The sequence below is a fragment of the Pseudomonas sp. NMS19W genome (assembly GCF_051554255.1).
Classification (GTDB): Bacteria; Pseudomonadota; Gammaproteobacteria; order Pseudomonadales; family Pseudomonadaceae; genus Aquipseudomonas; species Aquipseudomonas kribbensis.
Genome location: NZ_CP136718.1, coordinates 6382680 through 6400994, shown reverse-complemented (window position 1 = coordinate 6400994; position 18315 = coordinate 6382680). Strand labels below are relative to the sequence as shown.

The 18315-nt window shown below is 61.9% G+C and carries 16 protein-coding genes and 1 pseudogene; 9 read left to right on the top strand and 8 right to left on the bottom strand.

Going from position 1 to position 18315, the window contains the following annotated elements:
- Positions 1 to 31 precede the first annotated feature (31 nt).
- The 4 genes and pseudogenes from R1A29_RS29460 to R1A29_RS29445 form a co-directional block, all read right to left on the bottom strand.
- On the bottom strand, positions 32 to 745 hold the full coding sequence (locus R1A29_RS29460; RefSeq protein WP_438300273.1) for a PA5502 family lipoprotein: 714 nt from the start codon (positions 743 to 745) through the stop codon (positions 32 to 34).
- Between the two features lie 37 nt (positions 746 to 782).
- Positions 783 to 1571, bottom strand: coding sequence for a zinc ABC transporter permease subunit ZnuB (znuB, locus tag R1A29_RS29455; protein ID WP_065260666.1), 789 nt, complete (start codon positions 1569 to 1571; stop codon positions 783 to 785).
- Entirely contained in the window at positions 1564 to 2349 is a 786-nt protein-coding gene (gene znuC, locus R1A29_RS29450; protein WP_169428258.1) for a zinc ABC transporter ATP-binding protein ZnuC, read from the bottom strand. The genes znuB and znuC overlap by 8 nt, the downstream gene beginning before the upstream one ends.
- 7 nt (positions 2350 to 2356) lie before the next feature.
- A pseudogene (locus R1A29_RS29445) lies at positions 2357 to 2830 on the bottom strand (Fur family transcriptional regulator); the annotation flags it as partial.
- Between the two features lie 57 nt (positions 2831 to 2887).
- On the opposite strand from R1A29_RS29445, the gene R1A29_RS29440 reads away from it, so the two are divergent.
- The gene (locus R1A29_RS29440; RefSeq protein ID WP_438300272.1) at positions 2888 to 3817 is read left to right on the top strand and encodes a zinc ABC transporter substrate-binding protein; all 930 of its coding nucleotides are present in this window, start codon (positions 2888 to 2890) and stop codon (positions 3815 to 3817) included.
- Positions 3818 to 3859: 42 nt separating this feature from the next.
- On the opposite strand, the gene R1A29_RS29435 is transcribed toward R1A29_RS29440, so the two are convergent.
- Positions 3860 to 4813 carry a homoserine kinase gene (locus R1A29_RS29435; protein WP_438300271.1) on the bottom strand — a complete coding sequence of 318 codons (954 nt, stop codon included), beginning with the start codon at positions 4811 to 4813 and terminating at the stop codon, positions 3860 to 3862.
- Between the two features lie 60 nt (positions 4814 to 4873).
- Positions 4874 to 5164, bottom strand: coding sequence for a DUF2782 domain-containing protein (locus R1A29_RS29430; RefSeq protein ID WP_114880887.1), 291 nt, complete (start codon positions 5162 to 5164; stop codon positions 4874 to 4876).
- A gap of 94 nt (positions 5165 to 5258) precedes the next feature.
- On the opposite strand from R1A29_RS29430, the gene polA reads away from it, so the two are divergent.
- Positions 5259 to 8042, top strand: coding sequence for a DNA polymerase I (gene polA, locus R1A29_RS29425; RefSeq protein WP_438302105.1), 2784 nt, complete (start codon positions 5259 to 5261; stop codon positions 8040 to 8042).
- A gap of 285 nt (positions 8043 to 8327) precedes the next feature.
- On the opposite strand, the gene yihA is transcribed toward polA, so the two are convergent.
- Positions 8328 to 8972, bottom strand: a complete 645-nt coding sequence (yihA, locus tag R1A29_RS29420) for a ribosome biogenesis GTP-binding protein YihA/YsxC (protein WP_305834569.1) — start codon at positions 8970 to 8972, stop codon at positions 8328 to 8330.
- Positions 8973 to 9163: 191 nt separating this feature from the next.
- Between yihA and R1A29_RS29415 the strand changes: the two genes are divergently transcribed.
- From R1A29_RS29415 to R1A29_RS29385, 7 genes are all read left to right on the top strand, one after another.
- A complete protein-coding gene (locus R1A29_RS29415; RefSeq protein ID WP_085713044.1) occupies positions 9164 to 9469 on the top strand; it encodes a c-type cytochrome in 306 nt (101 codons plus the stop codon).
- A 32-nt stretch (positions 9470 to 9501) separates the two neighbouring features.
- Entirely contained in the window at positions 9502 to 10113 is a 612-nt protein-coding gene (locus tag R1A29_RS29410) for a c-type cytochrome (protein WP_065260178.1), read from the top strand.
- A 211-nt stretch (positions 10114 to 10324) separates the two neighbouring features.
- Positions 10325 to 10966, top strand: coding sequence for a thiol:disulfide interchange protein DsbA/DsbL (locus R1A29_RS29405; RefSeq protein WP_085713046.1), 642 nt, complete (start codon positions 10325 to 10327; stop codon positions 10964 to 10966).
- Positions 10967 to 10980: 14 nt separating this feature from the next.
- Positions 10981 to 11859, top strand: a complete 879-nt coding sequence (locus R1A29_RS29400; RefSeq protein WP_085713047.1) for an endonuclease/exonuclease/phosphatase family protein — start codon at positions 10981 to 10983, stop codon at positions 11857 to 11859.
- Positions 11856 to 13958 (top strand): diguanylate cyclase, encoded by a 2103-nt coding sequence (locus R1A29_RS29395; RefSeq protein ID WP_438300270.1) that lies wholly within the window; start codon positions 11856 to 11858, stop codon positions 13956 to 13958. The genes R1A29_RS29400 and R1A29_RS29395 overlap by 4 nt, the downstream gene beginning before the upstream one ends.
- A gap of 95 nt (positions 13959 to 14053) precedes the next feature.
- A complete protein-coding gene (locus R1A29_RS29390) occupies positions 14054 to 14833 on the top strand; it encodes an N-acetylmuramoyl-L-alanine amidase (RefSeq protein ID WP_438300269.1) in 780 nt (259 codons plus the stop codon).
- A 74-nt stretch (positions 14834 to 14907) separates the two neighbouring features.
- The gene (locus R1A29_RS29385; protein ID WP_438300268.1) at positions 14908 to 16521 is read left to right on the top strand and encodes an EAL domain-containing protein; all 1614 of its coding nucleotides are present in this window, start codon (positions 14908 to 14910) and stop codon (positions 16519 to 16521) included.
- Here the strand turns inward: R1A29_RS29385 and R1A29_RS29380 are convergent.
- Positions 16518 to 18308 (bottom strand): KinB sensor domain-containing domain, encoded by a 1791-nt coding sequence (locus R1A29_RS29380; RefSeq protein ID WP_305834566.1) that lies wholly within the window; start codon positions 18306 to 18308, stop codon positions 16518 to 16520. The genes R1A29_RS29385 and R1A29_RS29380 overlap by 4 nt on opposite strands.
- Positions 18309 to 18315 lie beyond the last annotated feature (7 nt).

The window sequence follows — 18315 nt, the reverse complement described above, 5'->3', positions numbered from 1 at the left end:
CGCAGCCTGCGATCAGCAGGCTGCGGTTAATTCAAGGTTTGCGCGGGCTCAGAACCATCTGCGCCGGGACTGTGCGCAAAATCTGCTTCTCGATCCGCAGATCGAAATCCGGATCGAGTTTCTTCACGCGCTTGGTAATCAGCGTCGCCAGCCATGGGTAATCATTGGTACGCGGCGCCTGAATGCTCACGGCACAGTCATAATTCACCACATCGGCGGCGATCGCATCGAGTTGACGGCGAAGTTTGCGACTATCGTTGATATTCAGCGCAACCGTGGTGCTCTCGGCGGTCGGATCAATCACCTTGGCTTTCGGCTTGGCTTCGGCGGCCAGGAGCGCTGCTTCGGCTTTTTCCAGCTCAGCCTTGCGCGCTTCGGTGATGGCGCCATTGACTCCACCGGTCAGCGCAGGGGCCTTTGGCATCAGCGCGCGGGCCCGGGCCAGAGCGGTTGCAGCAGCATTCACATCGCCCTTCTGCAGGACGATCTGGCTGCGGCGGAGATAGGCTTCGGCCAACTGGCGCTGGTACTGCTCAAGGGACTGATCGTTGGGCGTTTCGGCCTGCAAGGCTGCCAACTGGTCTTCGGCAGTGGCCAGTTCGCTGCTGGCCAGGCTTTGCTCCAGCTGTGCGATGGCCGTGGCCCGCGCATCGGGGGCTTCGGCCACCGGCGGCGTGCTTTGGCAGGCGCCCAGCAGCACTGAAAATGCGACAAGGAGCAGATAACGGGAGGCGAACGGCTTCATTCCTGCGACTCTCTATTTGCGCAAAAAACGAGCAAGTCTACACCCCTCGACGGGGCAGAACAAAACTCAGCAGAAACAGTGCGGCCGCCGTCACAACGATTGACGGGCCGGCCGGGGTGTCCTTGAACCAGGACAATGCCAGCCCGCCACACACGGCGAGCATGCCCAGCAGGCTCGCGCCCAGTGCCATCTGCTCCGGCGAGCGGGCGTGACGTTGTGCCGCAGCTGCCGGGATGATCAACAGCGACGTAATCAGCAGCACACCGACGATTTTCATCGCCACGGCGATCACCACTGCGATCAGCAGCATCAGCGCCATGCGCAAACCGGCCACCGGCAGGCCTTCGACCCGGGCCAGTTCTTCGTGCACGGTGATCGCCAGCAGTGGCCGCCACAGCGTCACTAGCAGCACCAATACCGCCGCGCTGCCGCCGAGGATCCAGGCAAGGTCAGTCGGGCTGATCGCCAGCAGATCGCCGAACAGATAGGCCATCAGGTCGATCCGCACTTCATGCATGAAGCTTAGTACCACCAGGCCGAGAGAGAGTGTGCTCGGCGCAAGAATGCCCAGCAACGTGTCGGACGCCAGCGGCTGGCGCTGTTGCAGAGTCACCAGCAGCACCGCCAGCAGCAGGCAGCCCACGGTGACTGCGACCGTCGGGCTGACATCCAGCAGAAAGCCCAGCGCCACGCCGAGCAGTGCGGCGTGGGACAGGGTGTCGCCGAAATAGGCCATGCGTCGCCAGACCACGAACGAGCCCAGCGGCCCCGCGACCACCGCCAGCGCCAGACCTGCAAGCAGGGCGTAGAACAGAAAATCAGCCATGCTTGCAGCTATCTCCGTGAACGTGAGGTTGGCCCGTCAAAGGCCCTTTGACCACCGAGCCGTGCAGGTCGTGGGCGTGGTCGTGATGGTGGTGATAGACCGCGAGGCTCGGCGCGTGGTTGCCGAACAGCTCGACAAAGGCCGGATCGCCACTGACCTGCTCGGGATGCCCGGAGCAGCAGACGTGACGGTTGAGGCACACCACCTGATCCGTGGTGCTCATCACCAGATGCAGGTCGTGAGAGACCATCAGCACGCCGCAACCGTGGCGGTCGCGCAGCCGGGTGATCAGGCTGTACAGCTCGGCTTGCCCGGCGACATCGACGCCTTGCACCGGTTCGTCGAGCACCAGCAGTTCCGGCTCGCGCAACAGCGCTCGGGCCAGCAGTACGCGCTGCATTTCACCGCCGGACACGCTTTGCACCGGGCTGTCGATGACGTGTTCGGCGCCGACTTCCTTGAGTGCCGCCAGCGCACGGGGGCGGTCAACGCCCGGCACCAGCCGCAGGAAGCGCAGGACTGACAGCGGCAGGGTCGGATCGACGTGCAACTTTTGCGGCATGTAACCGACGCGCAGTTTCGGCTTGCGCCAGACGCTGCCGCTGTCGGGTTTCAGCAGCCCGAGCACGGCGCGCACCAGCGTGGTCTTGCCGGCGCCGTTGGGGCCGATCAGAGTGACGATCTGCCCCGGCTCGACGCTCAGGTGAATGTTGTCCAGCACGTTCTGCCCCGCAAACCGGACAGCCACCTGCTCCAGACGGATCAACGCATCGCTCATCAAGCCCCCGGCAACCGGAGCAGAGGCCGACCACTTCGACGGTCTGGGCCTCGACGATGAAGCCGACGTCCTTGGCGCTGTGGACGATGGCGTCGCTGATGGTTTTTTGCTCAAGCTCGATGGCGGCGTGGCACTCGCGGCAGATCAGGAACTGGCCCTGGTGCGAATGCTTCGGGTGAACACAGCCGACAAAGGCGTTCAGCGAGGAAATGCGGTGTACCAGACCGTTTTCCAGCAGGAAATCCAGCGCCCGGTACACGGTCGGCGGCGCAGCACGGCGGCCGTCCTGCTCGCTGAGCACGGCGAGGATGTCGTAGGCACCCAGCGGCTTGTGGCTCTGCCAGACCAGTTCCAGCACCCGCCGACGCAATGCGGTCAGGCGCAGGCCTTTCTGTGCACACAAGGCATCGGCCTCGGACAGGGCGCTGTGGACGCAATGAGAGTGGTCGTGGGGACGGCTGGCAATCGGGGTAATAGGCATGAGCGGCGACGAGTTTGGTTAGAGACGTTATTATGTTACCCGTTCTCGCCTCCTTGAGTGGTCATCGTGTCCCGACTTTTTTCTGTTTTTGTGGCCTTTGTCGCCAGTTTTCTGCTGATCGGTTCGGCTCAGGCCGAAGTCAGAGTCCTCACCAGCATCAAGCCGCTGCAATTGATTGCCGCTGCGGTGCAGGACGGCGTGGCGATTCCGGAAGTGCTGCTGCCGCCGGGGGCTTCGCCGCATAACTATGCGTTGCGCCCTTCCGACGTGCGCAAGGTGCAATCGGTGGACCTGCTGTACTGGATCGGCCCGGACATGGAAGGTTTCCTGCCTCGCGTGCTGAACGGTCGTACGCTGCCGAGCGTCGCCGTGCAGGACTTGCCGGGCATGAAGCTGCGCCGCTTCGCCGAAGACAGCCACTCCCATGCCGAAGATGCCGACGAGCATGATCACGATCACCGCCCAGGCACCCTCGATGCGCATTTGTGGCTATCGCCGGTGAACGCGCGGGTTATTGCCGACAAAATGGCCGCCGACCTTAGCACTGCCGATCCGGCCAATGCCGAACGCTACCAGAGCAACGCCAAGGCGTTTGACGAGCGCCTCGATGCGCTGGATCAGCGTTTGAAGAAGCGTCTGGCCAGTGTTGAAGGCAAACCCTACTTCGTCTTCCATGAAGCCTTCGACTACTTCGAAGATGCCTACGGCCTGAAACACACTGGTGTGTTCAGCGTGGCGGCGGAAGTGCAGCCGGGCGCTCAGCATGTCGCGGCAATGCGCGCGCGCTTGCAGGAAGTCGGCAAGACCTGCGTGTTCAGCGAGCCACCGCTGCGTCCACGACTGGCCGAAACCCTGGTGGCTGGCCTGCCGGTGAAACTGGCGGAACTGGACGCGTTGGGCGGCTACACGCCGGCGACGGCTCAAGGTTATGAGCAAGTGCTGGAGAAGCTGGGGAATGATCTGGCGGGTTGCCTGGAGTCGCTCTGACACAAAAAAACCGCAGCCTGCACAGGCTGCGGTTTTTTTCTTTTACAGGGCAAATGGCAGCGGTGTGTTGACCTGCTGACGCTGCGCCAGACGCTGCTCGAACTCCTTCGGATCGTGAATCAGCACGTCCTGCCCGGCGAACGATTCCGCCGCGATCAACCGCGACAGCCAGAACCGCACGCACGCCACGCGCAGCATGGTCGGCCACAACTCGGCCTCGGCTGCCGTAAACGGACGTAGTGCCGCGTAGGCACCCAGGAAGGCCCGCGCACGTGGGCCGTCAATCAGGCCATCATCGTCCGAACACCAGTCGTTCAAGGCAATCGCCACGTCGTAGAGCATCGGTCCCGAGCAGGCGTTGTAGAAGTCGATCAGCCCGGTCAGGTGCGTGCCTTCGAACATGGCGTTGTCGCGGAACAGGTCGGCGTGGATGTTCGCCCGCGGCAGCGCGAGAATTTTTTCTTTCTGTTGGGTGATTTCGTCCAACGCGGATTGCAGCAGTGCACGCGGCTCGTCGCTCAGGTGCGAGAGAAACTCGGTCCCCTCTTCCAGCATCCAGTCCAGACCACGATCGGTCTTGCGCTTGATCATGCTGTCGCCCTGGGTCGCCAGGTGCAGGTGCGCCTGCAAGTCACCGACCTGCGCGCAATGCTGGGCGTTGGCCTGCTTGATGTGCTTGCCGGCCAGGCGCGGCTGCAACAGCGCCGGTTTGCCTTTCAGCTCGCGCAGGGCGACGCCATCGGTGGTGCGCAGTGCGTAGGGCACCGGCAGGTCGGCTTCGTGGAGGACGTCGAGCAGGTCGATGAAGAACGGCATTTCCTGCACCGGGCCGCGCTCGACCAGGGTCAGGACGAACTCGCCCTTTTCCATGCTGATGAAGAAGTTGGTGTTTTCGCTGCCGGCGGCGATCCCCTGGAAATCGAGCAGACGGCCGAGCCCGTAAGGGGCGAGAAAGGTTTCCAGCTCGGGCCGAGCCAGGGGGGTGAACACAGACATGGTTAAAAACTGCTCAGTTCTGGCGCCGCTATCGAGCCGGCGCCGGTTGAAATTAAGAAACTACTTCCACTCGAAAATCTTCCACGCCGGGATCAGCATATCCGGCTGGTCCGAGCGGATGAAGTTTGCATCAGTACCGTCCGCACGCACCAGAAAATAGGGCGGGAAACCCTTCTTGGTCACCTTGATCGCGTACAGGAAACCGTTCTGCCGGTACTCCTGTATGGTTTTGTCACCCTCGGTGCGGATGGTGACTTCCGGCTCCGCTGACGGCGCATCATCCGCCGCAATCGCAGGCAACGGTGAGACAGCAATCAAACTGACCAGCAGCAAGCGATTTAACGTACGCATGATAACCTTGTCCCTTTGTCGTCAACGGTCCCGCTATTCTAGCGCCGGACCCGCCGAAAAGGTTGATCCTGCTCATGAGCCAAGCCCCCTCGTCCTGGTGGACGGTTCGTCTTACCTGTACCGCGCCTTTCACGCGCTGCCACCGCTGACCACGTCCAAAGGCCTGCCGACCGGCGCGGTCAAGGGCGTGCTGAACATGCTCAAGAGCCTGCGCAAGCAATATCCGGACAGCCCGTTCGCCGTGGTGTTCGACGCCAAGGGCGGGACATTTCGCGATGAGATGTACGCCGAATACAAGGCCAACCGCCCGAGCATGCCCGACGACATGCGCCTGCAGATCGAGCCGTTACACCAGAGCGTGAAAGCCCTCGGCTTCCCGCTGCTGTGCGTCGAAGGCGTCGAGGCCGATGACGTGATCGGCACCCTGGCCCGCAGCAGCGCGGCCGCCAATCGTCCGGTGATCATCTCCACCGGCGACAAGGACATGGCGCAACTGGTCGACGGCCACATTACCTTGGTCAACACCATGTCCGGTAGCTCGATGGACGTGGAGGGCGTGAAGGAGAAATTCGGCGTCGCTCCGGAGCAGATCATCGATTATCTGGCCCTGATGGGCGATTCTTCCGACAACATCCCCGGTGTTCCTGGCATCGGGCCGAAAACCGCGTCCGGCCTGCTGGTGGGCGTCAACGGCGGCTTGACCGAGCTGTATGCGCAGCTCGACATCGTGCCGACCCTGCCGATCCGCGGCGCCAAGACCCTGCCGGCGAAGCTCGAAGAGCACAAGGAGATGGCGTTCCTCTCCTATCAACTGGCGACCATCAAGGTCGACGTACCGCTGGACATCGGCCTCGATGACCTGCAAATGGGCCCGGAAGATCCGGCCAAGCTGCTTGAGCTTTACACCCTGCTGGAGTTCAAGAGCTGGATCAACGATCTGGAGCGCGATGCCAAACGTCTGGAACTGAGCAGCGCCGCCGCGCCTGAGCCGGCCATCGACCTGTTCAGCGCGCCTGCGGAAGAAGCGTCCGCCGCTCCGGCTGAAGCTGCGTACGAGACCATCCTCGATCAGGCCCGTTTCGATGCCTGGCTGGAAAAACTGAAGAACGCCAAGCTGTTCGCCTTCGACACCGAAACCACCGGCGTCGACGCGCAACAGGCGCAACTGGTCGGTCTGTCCTTCGCGGTGCAGGCGAACGAAGCGGCCTACATCCCGCTGACCCACTCCTATATCGGTGTGCCGGAGCAGCTGGATCGCGACACTGTGTTGCGCGCGCTGAAACCAATCCTCGAAGACCCGAACAAGCTCAAGGTCGGCCAGCACGCCAAGTTCGACATGAACATCCTGGCCAACTGCGCCATCGGTGGCGACCAGAACGAAGGCATCACCGTGCGCGGGATCGCCTTCGACACGATGCTTGAGTCCTACGTGCTCAACTCCACCGCCACCCGTCACGACATGGACAGCCTGGCGCAGAAGTACCTGGATCACACCACCGTGAGCTTCCAGGACATCGCCGGCAAAGGTGCCAAGCAACTGACCTTCGACCAGATCGCCTTGGAACAGGCCGGCCCATACGCCGCCGAAGATGCCGACGTGACCCTGCGCCTGCACCAGACGCTGTTCGAGAAGCTGAGCGCCATCCCGAGCCTGGCCAGCGTACTGACCGACATCGAGATCCCGCTGGTGCCGGTGCTGGCCCGCATCGAGCGCCAGGGTGCATTCGTCGATGCCGCGCTGCTGGGCGTTCAGAGCATCGAGCTGGGCGACAAGATGGTCGCACTGGAACGTGAGGCGTTCGAAATCGCCGGTGAAGAATTCAATCTGGGCTCGCCGAAACAACTGGGCGTGATCCTCTACGAAAAACTTGGCCTGCCGGTGCTGAAGAAGACCGCCAAGGGCCAGCCGTCCACTGCCGAAGAAGTCCTGGCAAAACTGGCCGAAGACGACCACCGCCTGCCGAAAGTGCTGATGGAACACCGTTCCATGAGCAAGCTGAAAAGCACCTACACCGATCGCCTGCCGGAGCAGATCAACCCGCGCACCGGGCGTATCCACACCTCGTACCATCAGGCTGTCGCGTCGACCGGCCGCTTGTCGTCGAGCGATCCGAACTTGCAGAACATCCCGGTGCGCACCGCCGAAGGCCGACGCATCCGTCAGGCGTTCGTCGCGCCGAAAGGCTACAAACTGCTGGCAGCGGACTACTCGCAGATCGAATTGCGGATCATGGCGCACTTGTCCCGCGACGAAGGCCTGATGAACGCCTTCCGCAATAATCTGGACGTGCACACCGCCACGGCTGCGGAAGTGTTCAAGGTCGAGCTGAACGAAGTGACGTCCGACCAGCGCCGTGGCGCCAAGGCGATCAACTTCGGTCTGATCTACGGCATGGGCGCGCAGAAGCTGGGCAAGGACATCGGCGTCGACACCAAGACCGCCAAGGCGTACATCGACACCTACTTCGCACGTTACCCGGGCGTTCGTGAATACATGGACCGCACCCGCGCCCAGGCAGCAGATCAAGGCTACGTGGAAACGATTTTCGGTCGTCGCCTGTATCTGCCGGACATCAACTCCAACAAGCCGCAGGAACGGGCTGCCGCTGAACGCACGGCGATCAACGCGCCGATGCAGGGCACCGCAGCTGACATCATCAAGAAAGCCATGGTGGCGGTGGACAACTGGCTGAGCGCTTCGGGGCTGGATGCCAAAGTCATCCTGCAGGTGCACGACGAACTGGTACTGGAGGTTCGTGAGGATCTGGTCGATCAAGTTCGCGACGAAATTCGCGTCCACATGAGCGAAGCGGCGAAGCTGGATGTGCCGTTGCTGGTGGAAGTGGGAGTCGGCAACAACTGGGACGAGGCACACTGAGACCGTCTGGGACGGGGTTTTGCCGTGACATGACGTCGCGGCAAAGGCATCGGAAGGGGCTTAGTTCTGATCGCTCTTGAGCTTATTCCAAAGTTTTTTGAAAAGAATCTGAACTAATCTTGCGACAGGCCACTCAGAGATACTGAATGGCTGGTGAAGCCCTTCGATGCTCCTATGTTGTGTTAAGTGTTGGCAGATATCTGAACCCCGCCCTAGCGGTTCGGAACTTGAACCCCGGAACTTCTCCCTCCCCATATGAAGTCCGGGGCTTTTTTTGCCTGCGATTTACTCAGCAGGCAATTCAGCGCCTTTATCCGCCAACTCCATCCAACCCGCCAGCTTGGTGTAGGCCTCTTCCAGGCCCATGCGTTTTGGTGCGGAGAACAGCTGGATTGTCACCAGATCGCCCCATCCCTTACGGATTTCCGACTGCACCTTGAGCAGCGTGTTCTTGGCTGCGCCGTAGGTCAGCTTGTCCGCTTTGGTCAGCAGAATGTGCATCGGCATGCCGGCCGCAACGGCCCAGTCGAGCATCAGCAGGTCGAAGTCGGTCATTGGATGACGGATGTCCATCATCAGAATCAGCCCCTTCAAACTCTCGCGGCCACCGAGGTAAGCCTCGAGGTGACGCTGCCAGTGTTGCTTGAGCGGGATCGGTACTTTTGCATAACCGTAGCCCGGCAGGTCGACCAGACGCCGTTCATCGTCTAGCTTGAAGAAGTTCAACAGCTGTGTGCGACCCGGGGTTTTCGAGGTGCGCGCCAGACTGGCGTGAGTCAGGGTGTTCAGCGCGCTGGATTTACCGGCGTTGGAACGACCGGCGAACGCCACTTCGAAGCCTTCGTCGTCGGGGCACTGATCGACTTTGGCGGCACTGAGCATGAACGTGGACTGTTGGCACAGGCCGAGGATGGGATTCTTGAGTTGCATGGGATTTCCGATGTGGGCGGCGCCGGGATTGGGCGCGGAACGCGGTGTCGCTTCCGTTTCAGTGACGCCAGTATATAATGCCGCAGATTTTGTGTGTGCTTTGTCCCAGCGAAGGATGAAGTTCACGAGAGCGACAGACTTTGATTGCGCAACAGAACGCAGATCGCTCTCAACCCTGAAAAGGTCGTTTTATGACGAAATGGCTGCTGGCTGCCGGAGTTCTGATGCCGCTTTACAGCGCACAGGCTACACAGGATCCGGAAGCCGTGTACAACCGTGTTTGTGGTGCCTGTCATTCCGGCCAACTACCCATGGCGCCCAGAAGAGGCGATCAGGAAGCTTGGACGCCGAGGTTGGCGAAAGGTATGGAGACGCTGGTGCAACACGTGACCCAGGGTTTCAAGGCGATGCCGCCGCGTGGTTTGTGCATGGACTGCAGTGCCGAGGATTACCAGGCCATCATCCTCTGGATGAGCGGAAGTAAACCCGGTCCATAACTCTTAACCCTTAGCCGTAGTTGGATTAGCTGATGAACAAACTGATCGTGAGTCTGCTGTTGACCGTGGGAATTTCAGGTTTCGCCCATGCTGCAGGCGATGCCGCCGCAGGCCAGGCGAAGGCTGCCGTATGCGGGGCCTGCCATGGCCCGGATGGCAACAGCATGGCGCCAAACTTTCCAAAACTGGCCGGCCAGGGTGAACGCTACCTGACCAAGCAACTGCACGACATCAAGTCGGGCAAGCGCACCGTTCTGGAAATGACCGGACTGCTGACCAACCTGAGCGATCAGGACCTCTCTGACATCGCCGCCTATTTCGCCAGCCAGAAAGGCAGCGTCGGCGCCGCCGATCCGAAGATCGTCGCTCGCGGTGAAGCCCTGTTCCGTGGCGGCAACCTGGAAAAAGGCCTGCCAGCCTGCACCGGTTGCCACTCGCCGAACGGCGCGGGCAATGCCGCCGCCGGCTTCCCGCACCTGGGTGGCCAGCACGCTCAATACATCGCCAAACAGCTGACCGATTTCCGCAAGGAAGAAGCCGGTCGCAACAACGACGGCGATGCCATGACCATGCGCACCATCGCTCGCAAGCTGAGCGACGAGGACATCGCGGCGGTCTCCAGCTACATTCAAGGCCTGCACTAAGGCAAGGCCTGCGATGGTGATTCGAGCGTTGCGCGCGAAGGGCAACGCCTGCCACGTTAACGCTCGATTAATCCGTTGCATGAAGTATAAAAAGGGTGGCTTTGGCCGCCCTTTTTTGTGGCCGCTGCCGTTACACTACAGAACTCATGCCCGCCAGGATCTGTCTGAAAACAGCTCGCGCGAGGCGAACAAAATTGTCCAGGAGTAAAGCATGCGTAATCTGATCATCAGCGCCGCTCTCGTCGCTGCCAGCCTGTTCGGCGTAACCGCCCAGGCTGCCGAAGCACCTGCTGCCCCGTACGTCGAGCTGAGCAATCCGGTACCGGTTGCCGTGCCTGGCAAGATCGAAGTGGTGGAGCTGTTCTGGTACGGCTGCCCGCACTGCTACGCCTTCGAGCCGGTGATCAATCCTTGGGTTGAAAAGCTGCCTTCCGACGTCAACTTCGTGCGCATCCCGGCCATGTTCGGCGGCCCTTGGGACGCACACGGTCAGATGTTCCTGACCCTGGAAGCCATGGGCGTCGAGCACAGCGTTCACGCTGCCGTGTTCAACGCGATCCAGAAAGAACACAAGAAGCTGACCGACAAGAACGACATGGCCGACTTCCTCGCCACCCAAGGCGTGGACAAGGACAAGTTCCTGGCCACCTTCGACTCCTTCGCCATCAAGGGCCAGATCGTCAAGGCTCGTGAACTGGCCAAGAAATATGAAATCTCCGGCGTTCCAACCATGATCGTCAACGGCAAATACCGCTTTGACATCGGCTCTGCCGGTGGTGCCGAAGAGGCTCTGAAACTGGCTGACCAATTGGTTGCCAAAGAGCGAGCGGCCAACAAGGCAGCCGCCAACTAAGCGCGGCAATCGCCATGCGCCGCTGGGGAACCGAACGTCTCGTGGGCCTGCATGATCCGCAGGTCAACGAGCATCACCTGGAGTCCACGGGCTTGCCCGCAGACAGCCGTTTGCGCTTGCTCAGCTTCAATATCCAGGTCGGCATCAGTACCGAGCGTTATCGGCACTACCTGACCCGCAGTTGGCAGCACCTGCTGCCGCACCCCGGCCGCTCGGGCAATCTGCAGAAAATCGGCAATCTGCTCGGCGACTTCGACCTGGTCGCCCTGCAGGAAGCCGATGGCGGCAGCCTGCGCTCAGGCTACGTCAATCAGGTCGAACACCTGGCCCACCTCGGCGCCTTTCCCTACTGGTATCAACAACTCAATCGCAACCTTGGCCGACTGGCCCAGCACAGCAACGGTGTGCTCAGTCGCCTGCGCCCGTGGGCGATCGAGGACCATCCGCTGCCGGGGCCGAAAGGTCGCGGGGCGATCCTGGTGCGCTTTGGCGAAGGTCCCGAGGCGCTGGTGGTGGTGATGATGCACCTGGCGCTCGGCGCCCGGGTACGCACCATGCAACTGGCCTATATCCGCGAGCTGATCGGCGGCTACAAGCATCAGGTGCTGATGGGGGACATGAACACCCACGCCAGCGACCTGCTGCAACACTCACCCCTGCGCGACCTAGGCCTGCTGGCCCCGCAACTCGAAGCGACATTCCCCAGCTGGCGCCCGCAGCGCTGCCTGGACCATATTCTGCTCAGCCCGACCCTGACGCTGGAAAAGGTCGAAGTGCTGGCCCAACCGATTTCCGATCACCTGCCCGTCGCGGTAGAGATTCGTCTGCCGGGTTCGCTCACGGCCGATGCATTGCCCGCGCTGAGTCCTGCCCCTCGCGGAACGCCTGAATGAGCGACGAAGCCCAGCGCTGGAAAGAGAAATACCTCAAAAGCATCGAACAACAGGAAAAGCTCGAACGTCGATGGGACGCCCGGCTCGACCTGCTGCGCCGCGGCCTGGTGCGTAGCACGCTCGCGGCTGAAGGCACCGATCGCGTGGTCGATCAGTGCATGAAGGAAATGCGCGATGTGGTGCGCACCGACGACATGGATGCCGGCCTCGCCGCCCTGTTGCCGCGCCTTGAAAAAGCCGTGCTCGACTCCGAGCAACGCCGTGAAACCCGGATCGAGCAGGTCAGCACCGCGCTGAATTCACTGGTGGCTCAGCTGCAAGCGCTGCCCCTGCCCCGAGACGTCGCCCAGCCACTGAAGAAATTCGCCAAGCAGCTCGACGGGCGAGTCAGTCAGGCCCGGGAAATGCCGTTATTGCTGAGCGAACTCAGCGGTTTGCAGGGCAAGGCGTTGAGCCAACTGGAGACACCGGCGGAGCCGGGACGTCCGGGGTTGTTGCAACGCCTGTTCGGCAGCCGCGACAGCGAGGAAACGCCTGCACCTGTGGCTCAGCCTGCCGTGATCACTCCGGCCGCTCAGCCAGAGCAACCGCCCGCCGCGCTTGAAAGTGCGCCAATGCCAGAAGCGCCTGCTGCAATCGCCGAACCGGCAGCCATTGCCGCCGTCAGTGAAGCACCGGTCGCCGCACCTCTGGTCACGCCACTTCAAGCTTCAGCACCAACACCAGTATCAACACCTGAGCTTGTGGCAAAGCCGGAAGTGGCTGCCTTCGAGCCTGCCCGGATCCTCAAAGAAGTCGTTACGACTCCCAACGAGCCGGAACTCTCCGGGCCAGAACCCGAGCCGCAAGCCTTCACGCCGCCTCCGGTCTTTGCGCCATCGACACCGATCGCCATCAACCCTGACGAACTGATCCACCCCGGCGACAACCCGCCGCCGGTCTTCCTCGACAGCCTGCCCCTGCCCGAGCCCATCGCGCAGGCCCTGGCGGCCATCGACCCGGAGCAACCCGAGCAAGACATTCTCTATGCCCTGCCGGATTCGCCCGAACCCTCCTACAGCTCGGTGGCCAAGCACATCGAAGACACGCTGATCGGCCTGCTGGACGACCTGACCCTGCCTGAACGCCACCGCCCGCAAGCCGAAGCCATGCGCGACCGGCTGAAAAATGGCCTGAACTGGTACGAACTGCTACCGATCCTCGACGATCTGGCGACCTTGATGCTGGCCATCACCGACAGCGGTCAGCACGAGTTCGAAGCCTATCTGCAGCAGCTCAACGAGCGCCTCGAAGCGTTCCAGAGCAACCTGCAGGCCGCCAGCGAAGGTCACGCCGACAACAGCTCGGCGTCGCGGGCGATGGACACGCAGATCCGTGAACAGGTCGATGGCCTGCAGAACAGCGTGCAGGAAGCGGCGGACCTGGACGACCTCAAGCAGGTTCTGGAAAACCACCTGGAAGGCCTGCTTGGCACGATGGACCAGCATCAGAAACAGCGAGACGCCCGTGAGCAGGAAGTGGCTGGGCGCCTGAAAAGCCTCGCCGAACGGGTGGCGCATATGGAGCAGGAAGCACTGGGCTACCGCGAACACCTTGAAGAGCAGCGCCAGAAAGCCCTGATCGATCCGCTCACCGGCCTGCCCAACCGCGCTGCCTGGAGCGAACGGCTCGACCACGAAATCGCCCAGTGGCAGCAGCATGGCAATACTTTGAGCCTGGCCATGCTCGACCTCGATCACTTCAAGCGGATCAACGACAACTACGGCCATCTGGCCGGCGACAAAGTGCTGAAGATCATCGCCACGGTGCTGCGCAAGCGTCTGCGCGGCAGCGATTTCATTGCCCGGTTCGGCGGCGAGGAGTTCGTCCTGCTGCTGCCGGCCACTCCGCCGGCCGTCGGCGCCAAACTGCTGGAAACCCTGCGCGCGTCCATCGAGGCCTGCCCGTTCCACTTCAAGGGTGAGCGCGTCACGATCACCATTTCCATGGGGCTGGCAGCGTTCAGACCGGGAGAACACAGCGATCTGGTGCTCAAAAGAGCCGATCAGGCGTTGTACCGAGCCAAAAACGCAGGTCGCAACCGGGTGGAGCTGGGCTGAAGACAATTGTTCCATTTCATTTAAATCAGCCCTTTTGCCGTTCGCACGCAGGTCAGTACGTTACACTGTTGCATTACTGACTTGCGTGTACTGCCATGAAATTCGTTGCCCTCATCACGTCGCTGCTCGTTCTGGCCGGTTGTGCCAACGGCCCCCGCTACGACACCAGCCATCCTTCTGCCAATCACGACAGCCGTGCGCAATTCGTGATCGTGCATTACACCTCCGCCTCCCTTGAGCGTTCGCTGCAACTGCTGACCCACGGTGAAGTCAGCAGCCACTACCTGATCGGCGACGACAAGAACGGCACGATCTACAAGCTGATGGACGAAAACCTGCGCGCCTGGCATGCCGGCGAGAGCGAATGGCAAGGCCGTACCTGGCTCAACTCAAGCTCCATCGGCATCGAAATCGTCAACCCGGGCTTCAAGGACACTCCGACCGGGCGCGTGTGGTTTCCGTACAGCGAAGCCCAGGTGCAATCGCTGATCGTCCTGCTCAAGGACATCAGCAAACGCAACGGCATCAGCCCGGACCACATCATCGGTCACAGCGACATCGCACCGCTGCGCAAGCTTGATCCGGGCCCATTGTTCCCGTGGAAGCGCCTGGCTGCCGAAGGCCTTGGCTTGTGGCCGGACGAACAAGCCGTCGCCCGCCAGCAAGTGCGGTTCGACGTTGAGCTGCCGAGCATCAGCTGGTTCCAGGCGCAACTGGCGCGCCTGGGCTACGCAACGCCGCAGAACGGCGAGCTGGACGTGGCGACCCGCCATGTCCTCGCAGCCTTCCAGATGCACTTCCGCCCTGCCCGCTTCGACGGCACGCCGGATGCGCAAACGGCAGCGTTGCTGCTGGTGCTGAATCAGACAAAATAATGACGCCCGCCCGACGGTCAGGGCGAAAACGCAATCAGCAGCTATAACTCATTGGTAATTCTTCGGATATCCATATGGTTGCTACCCGAGAGACGCTGCGTAGCTGGTTTTATCGTCCGTGGTTTCTGGCGATGCTGGCGGCTGTCTTCAGCGCGGGTCTGCTGATCACCGGTGGGCTGTTCGTGGCCATGCATCAGGTCGAACAGAACGAAAGCCAGGAAATGAACGCCCAGGGCGAGCGCTTCCTGGCTCGCCTGGAGCAGTTGTTCGGCCAGCTGCGTGAAAGCCTCGACGATCTCGAAGCCCAGCCATTGCGCAGTTGCGATGACGAAATGATCGCCACGCTGCAGCAAGTAACCTTCAACTACCGCTTCGTCTATGAAGCTGCCTACATGGATGCCTCGCGCATCTGCTCCAACCGCCCGCGCCAGGAAGGCCTGTCAGTCGTCCGCCCACCGGACATCAAGGGCCCGACCTACAGCTACTGGCTGAACACCACCACCGAACCCGACGAAAACCGCGCGGCGCTGATGCTCGGCCGCGGCAACTTTCGCGTGGCCACCTCACGCGGGCACCTGACCGACATGGTCGACCTGTCTCCCGACAGCAGCCTGCTGGTGGTGCTGGATCACGGGACCCGGGCGATTCCGGTGCTCGGCGTGCCACAGGCCTGGCCGCCCACTGAGCCGTGGCCGCCGAAATCCACCGACGCGTTGCAAGTCACCCAGACGCGTCTGATCTATCGCATGCCCACCGACAACCCGGAATACCAGTTGGTGCTGATCAGTCCGCGCACGGGCATGCACATTCCGGAGCTGTGGTGGTGGATGGTGCCGTTCTGTCTGGTACTCGGGGCGCTGGTGGGCGTTCTGGTGTTCTGGATCGTCCGCCAGCGTCAGTCGCTGGACGCCGAGCTTCACGGTGCAATCCGCCGTGGCGAGTTGCAGGTGCTGTATCAACCGATCTTCGATCTCGACAGCCGCAACTGCGTCGGCGCCGAAGCCTTGCTGCGCTGGCGCCGGCCGGACGGCACGCTGACCAGCCCCGACCTGTTTATTCCGATGGCGGAAAACACCGGGCAGATCCGCCAGATGACCGACTTCGTCCTCCAGCGCCTGCTCGAACAACTGGGCCAACTGCTCCGGGCCAATCCGCAGTTGTACATCTCGGTGAACCTGGCGGCATGCGATGTGATGGTGCCGCGCATCGGCCAGGTCATGGCGCGGCTACTGAGCCTGCACCGGGTGGCAGCGCGGCAGATTGCGTTCGAAGTGACCGAGCGCGGGCTGATCGATGTGGTGGTGGCCCGGGAAAACCTGCAGGCGCTGCGCGATGTCGGCCATCAAGTGCTGATCGACGACTTCGGCACCGGCTATTGCAGCCTCGCCTACCTGCAGACCCTGCCGGTGGACTGCCTGAAGATCGACAAGGCCTTTATCGACGCCCTCGGCCATGACGCGGCCAGCAGCGGTGTGGCGCCGCACATCATTCACATGGCCCAGGCACTGGATCTGAAAGTGATCGCTGAAGGTATCGAGCATGAATCCCAGGCGGCGCTGCTCAGCAGCGAAGGCGTGAAGTTCGGTCAGGGCTGGCTGTTCGCCCATGCCTTGAGCGCCGTGCAATTCATCGAGCTGATTACCCGAGGACGGCGACTCGCCGGCCGCCGGATGGACGACGAAGCCTAGACCGCCAGCGCCATGTAGAACTGCGTGCCCTGCCCCGGCCGCGAATAGACGCCCATCCGGCCGCCATGCAACTGGACGATTTCCTTGCACAGCGCCAGCCCGAGTCCGGCCCCACCCTTCTTGCGTCCGACCTGGACGAACGGCTCGAAAATTCGCCCTTGCTGACCGTAGGCGATGCCTTCGCCATTGTCTTCGACGCTGATGATCACCCGCTCGCCATGCCGGCGTGCCTGCAAACGGATCAGGCCGTCACGGGCCGTATGGCGCAAGGCGTTGTCGATCAGGTTGTCCAGCACCCGATCCAGCTGGGCCTGATCGGCCTGCAAGCGCGGTAACGGACTCTGTACCTCGACATTCAATGCCACGCCCTTCTGCGCCGCCGTGTCGGCAAAACGCGATTGCGCCTGAGCCAGCAAATCTTCGATGGAGCACGGCGCCAGCGTGAGTTTCTGCAACCCGCTCTGATAGCGTGAGAAATTCAGCAGGTCGTTGATCAACTGCATCAGGCGCTGCATTTCTTCATTGACCGTGTCGAGCAGATCCGACTCACGGGATTCCGCCGGAAACTTCGCCCGCTCGCGGAACAGCCCGAACGCCATGTGCATGCCGGTCACTGGCGTGCGCAGTTCGTGGGAGGCACGCAATACGAATTCGCTGCGCACCCGCTCGAAGGCCCGCTGCTCGGTGACGTCATGCAGCACCATCACCGCGCCGAGGATATGCCCTTGGGTATGGCTGACCGGGGTCAGGCTGTAGGTCAGCAGTCGCGACTCGCCGTCAACCTCGATGCTCAAATCTTCCGGCGCGCGCTCAAGGGTGCCGCCGCGCAGCACCAGTTGCAGCTGCGCATCCAGCTCCGGACGCTGGAGCGCGGTGCCCAGGCCTTCGCCAAAGCGGTCGCTGTCCCAACCCAATTGCCGCTGGGCCACCGGGTTCAAGTGCTCGAGATGGCCCTGACGATCGATCATCAGCAAACCGTCATCGATGCTGTCGAGCACGGCCTGCAAACGTTGCTGGCCTGCCAGCAATTCATCGACATTGGTCGCCTGATGCTCGCGAAGGGCTTCGGCCATCAGCCCGAAACGCCGGGTCAGCAGGTTGATTTCCATGGCCGAAGACACCGGCAAGGTCACTTCGAAATTACCTTGGCCGATGTTGTCCGCCGCTTTCGCCAGCGCCTCGATCGGCGAACCGAACCGGCGGGCAATCCCCTGGGCGGTAATGAAACCGATGATCAACACCGCCAGCCCCACCAGCCCGAGCAGGCCGGCAATCAGCAACGCCCGGTCGCGGGCGGCATGTTGTACGGAGTTGATGTTATCCAGTGCGTGCTTGTGCTCGGCGATCAAGCCGTTGCGCAGAGTATTGAAGCGTTCGCGCAGATCGCCGCTGCCGCTCAGGGCCGCAGCCGGGTCGCGGGACACATCGAACGCTTGAAGGAAATTCAGATAATCCGCTTTGGCCTGACTGAACCCGTACTGGCGTCCGTCGTCCTTCTGTTCCTGGGCGATGCCCTCGTCGAGCAGTTCGAAGTAATGCTGCTTGGACGCTTCGAAGGCCACCGGATCGGGCTTCTCGGCAAGCATCATGATCAGTTGATCGCCCAGGGTCTGGCGCAGTTTGAGGCCCAGGTCGAGGGTGACGAAGTTGTTGCGGATCAGCGCCTCCTGAGTACCGGCCATTTGCATCACGCTGACCAGCCCGAGCATCAGCCCGAGCAAGGCCACGGTGATCAGCGCGGAAATGCTCAGGAACAAGCGGGTCCGCAACTTCATCGCCAGTTTCATCGGCGGG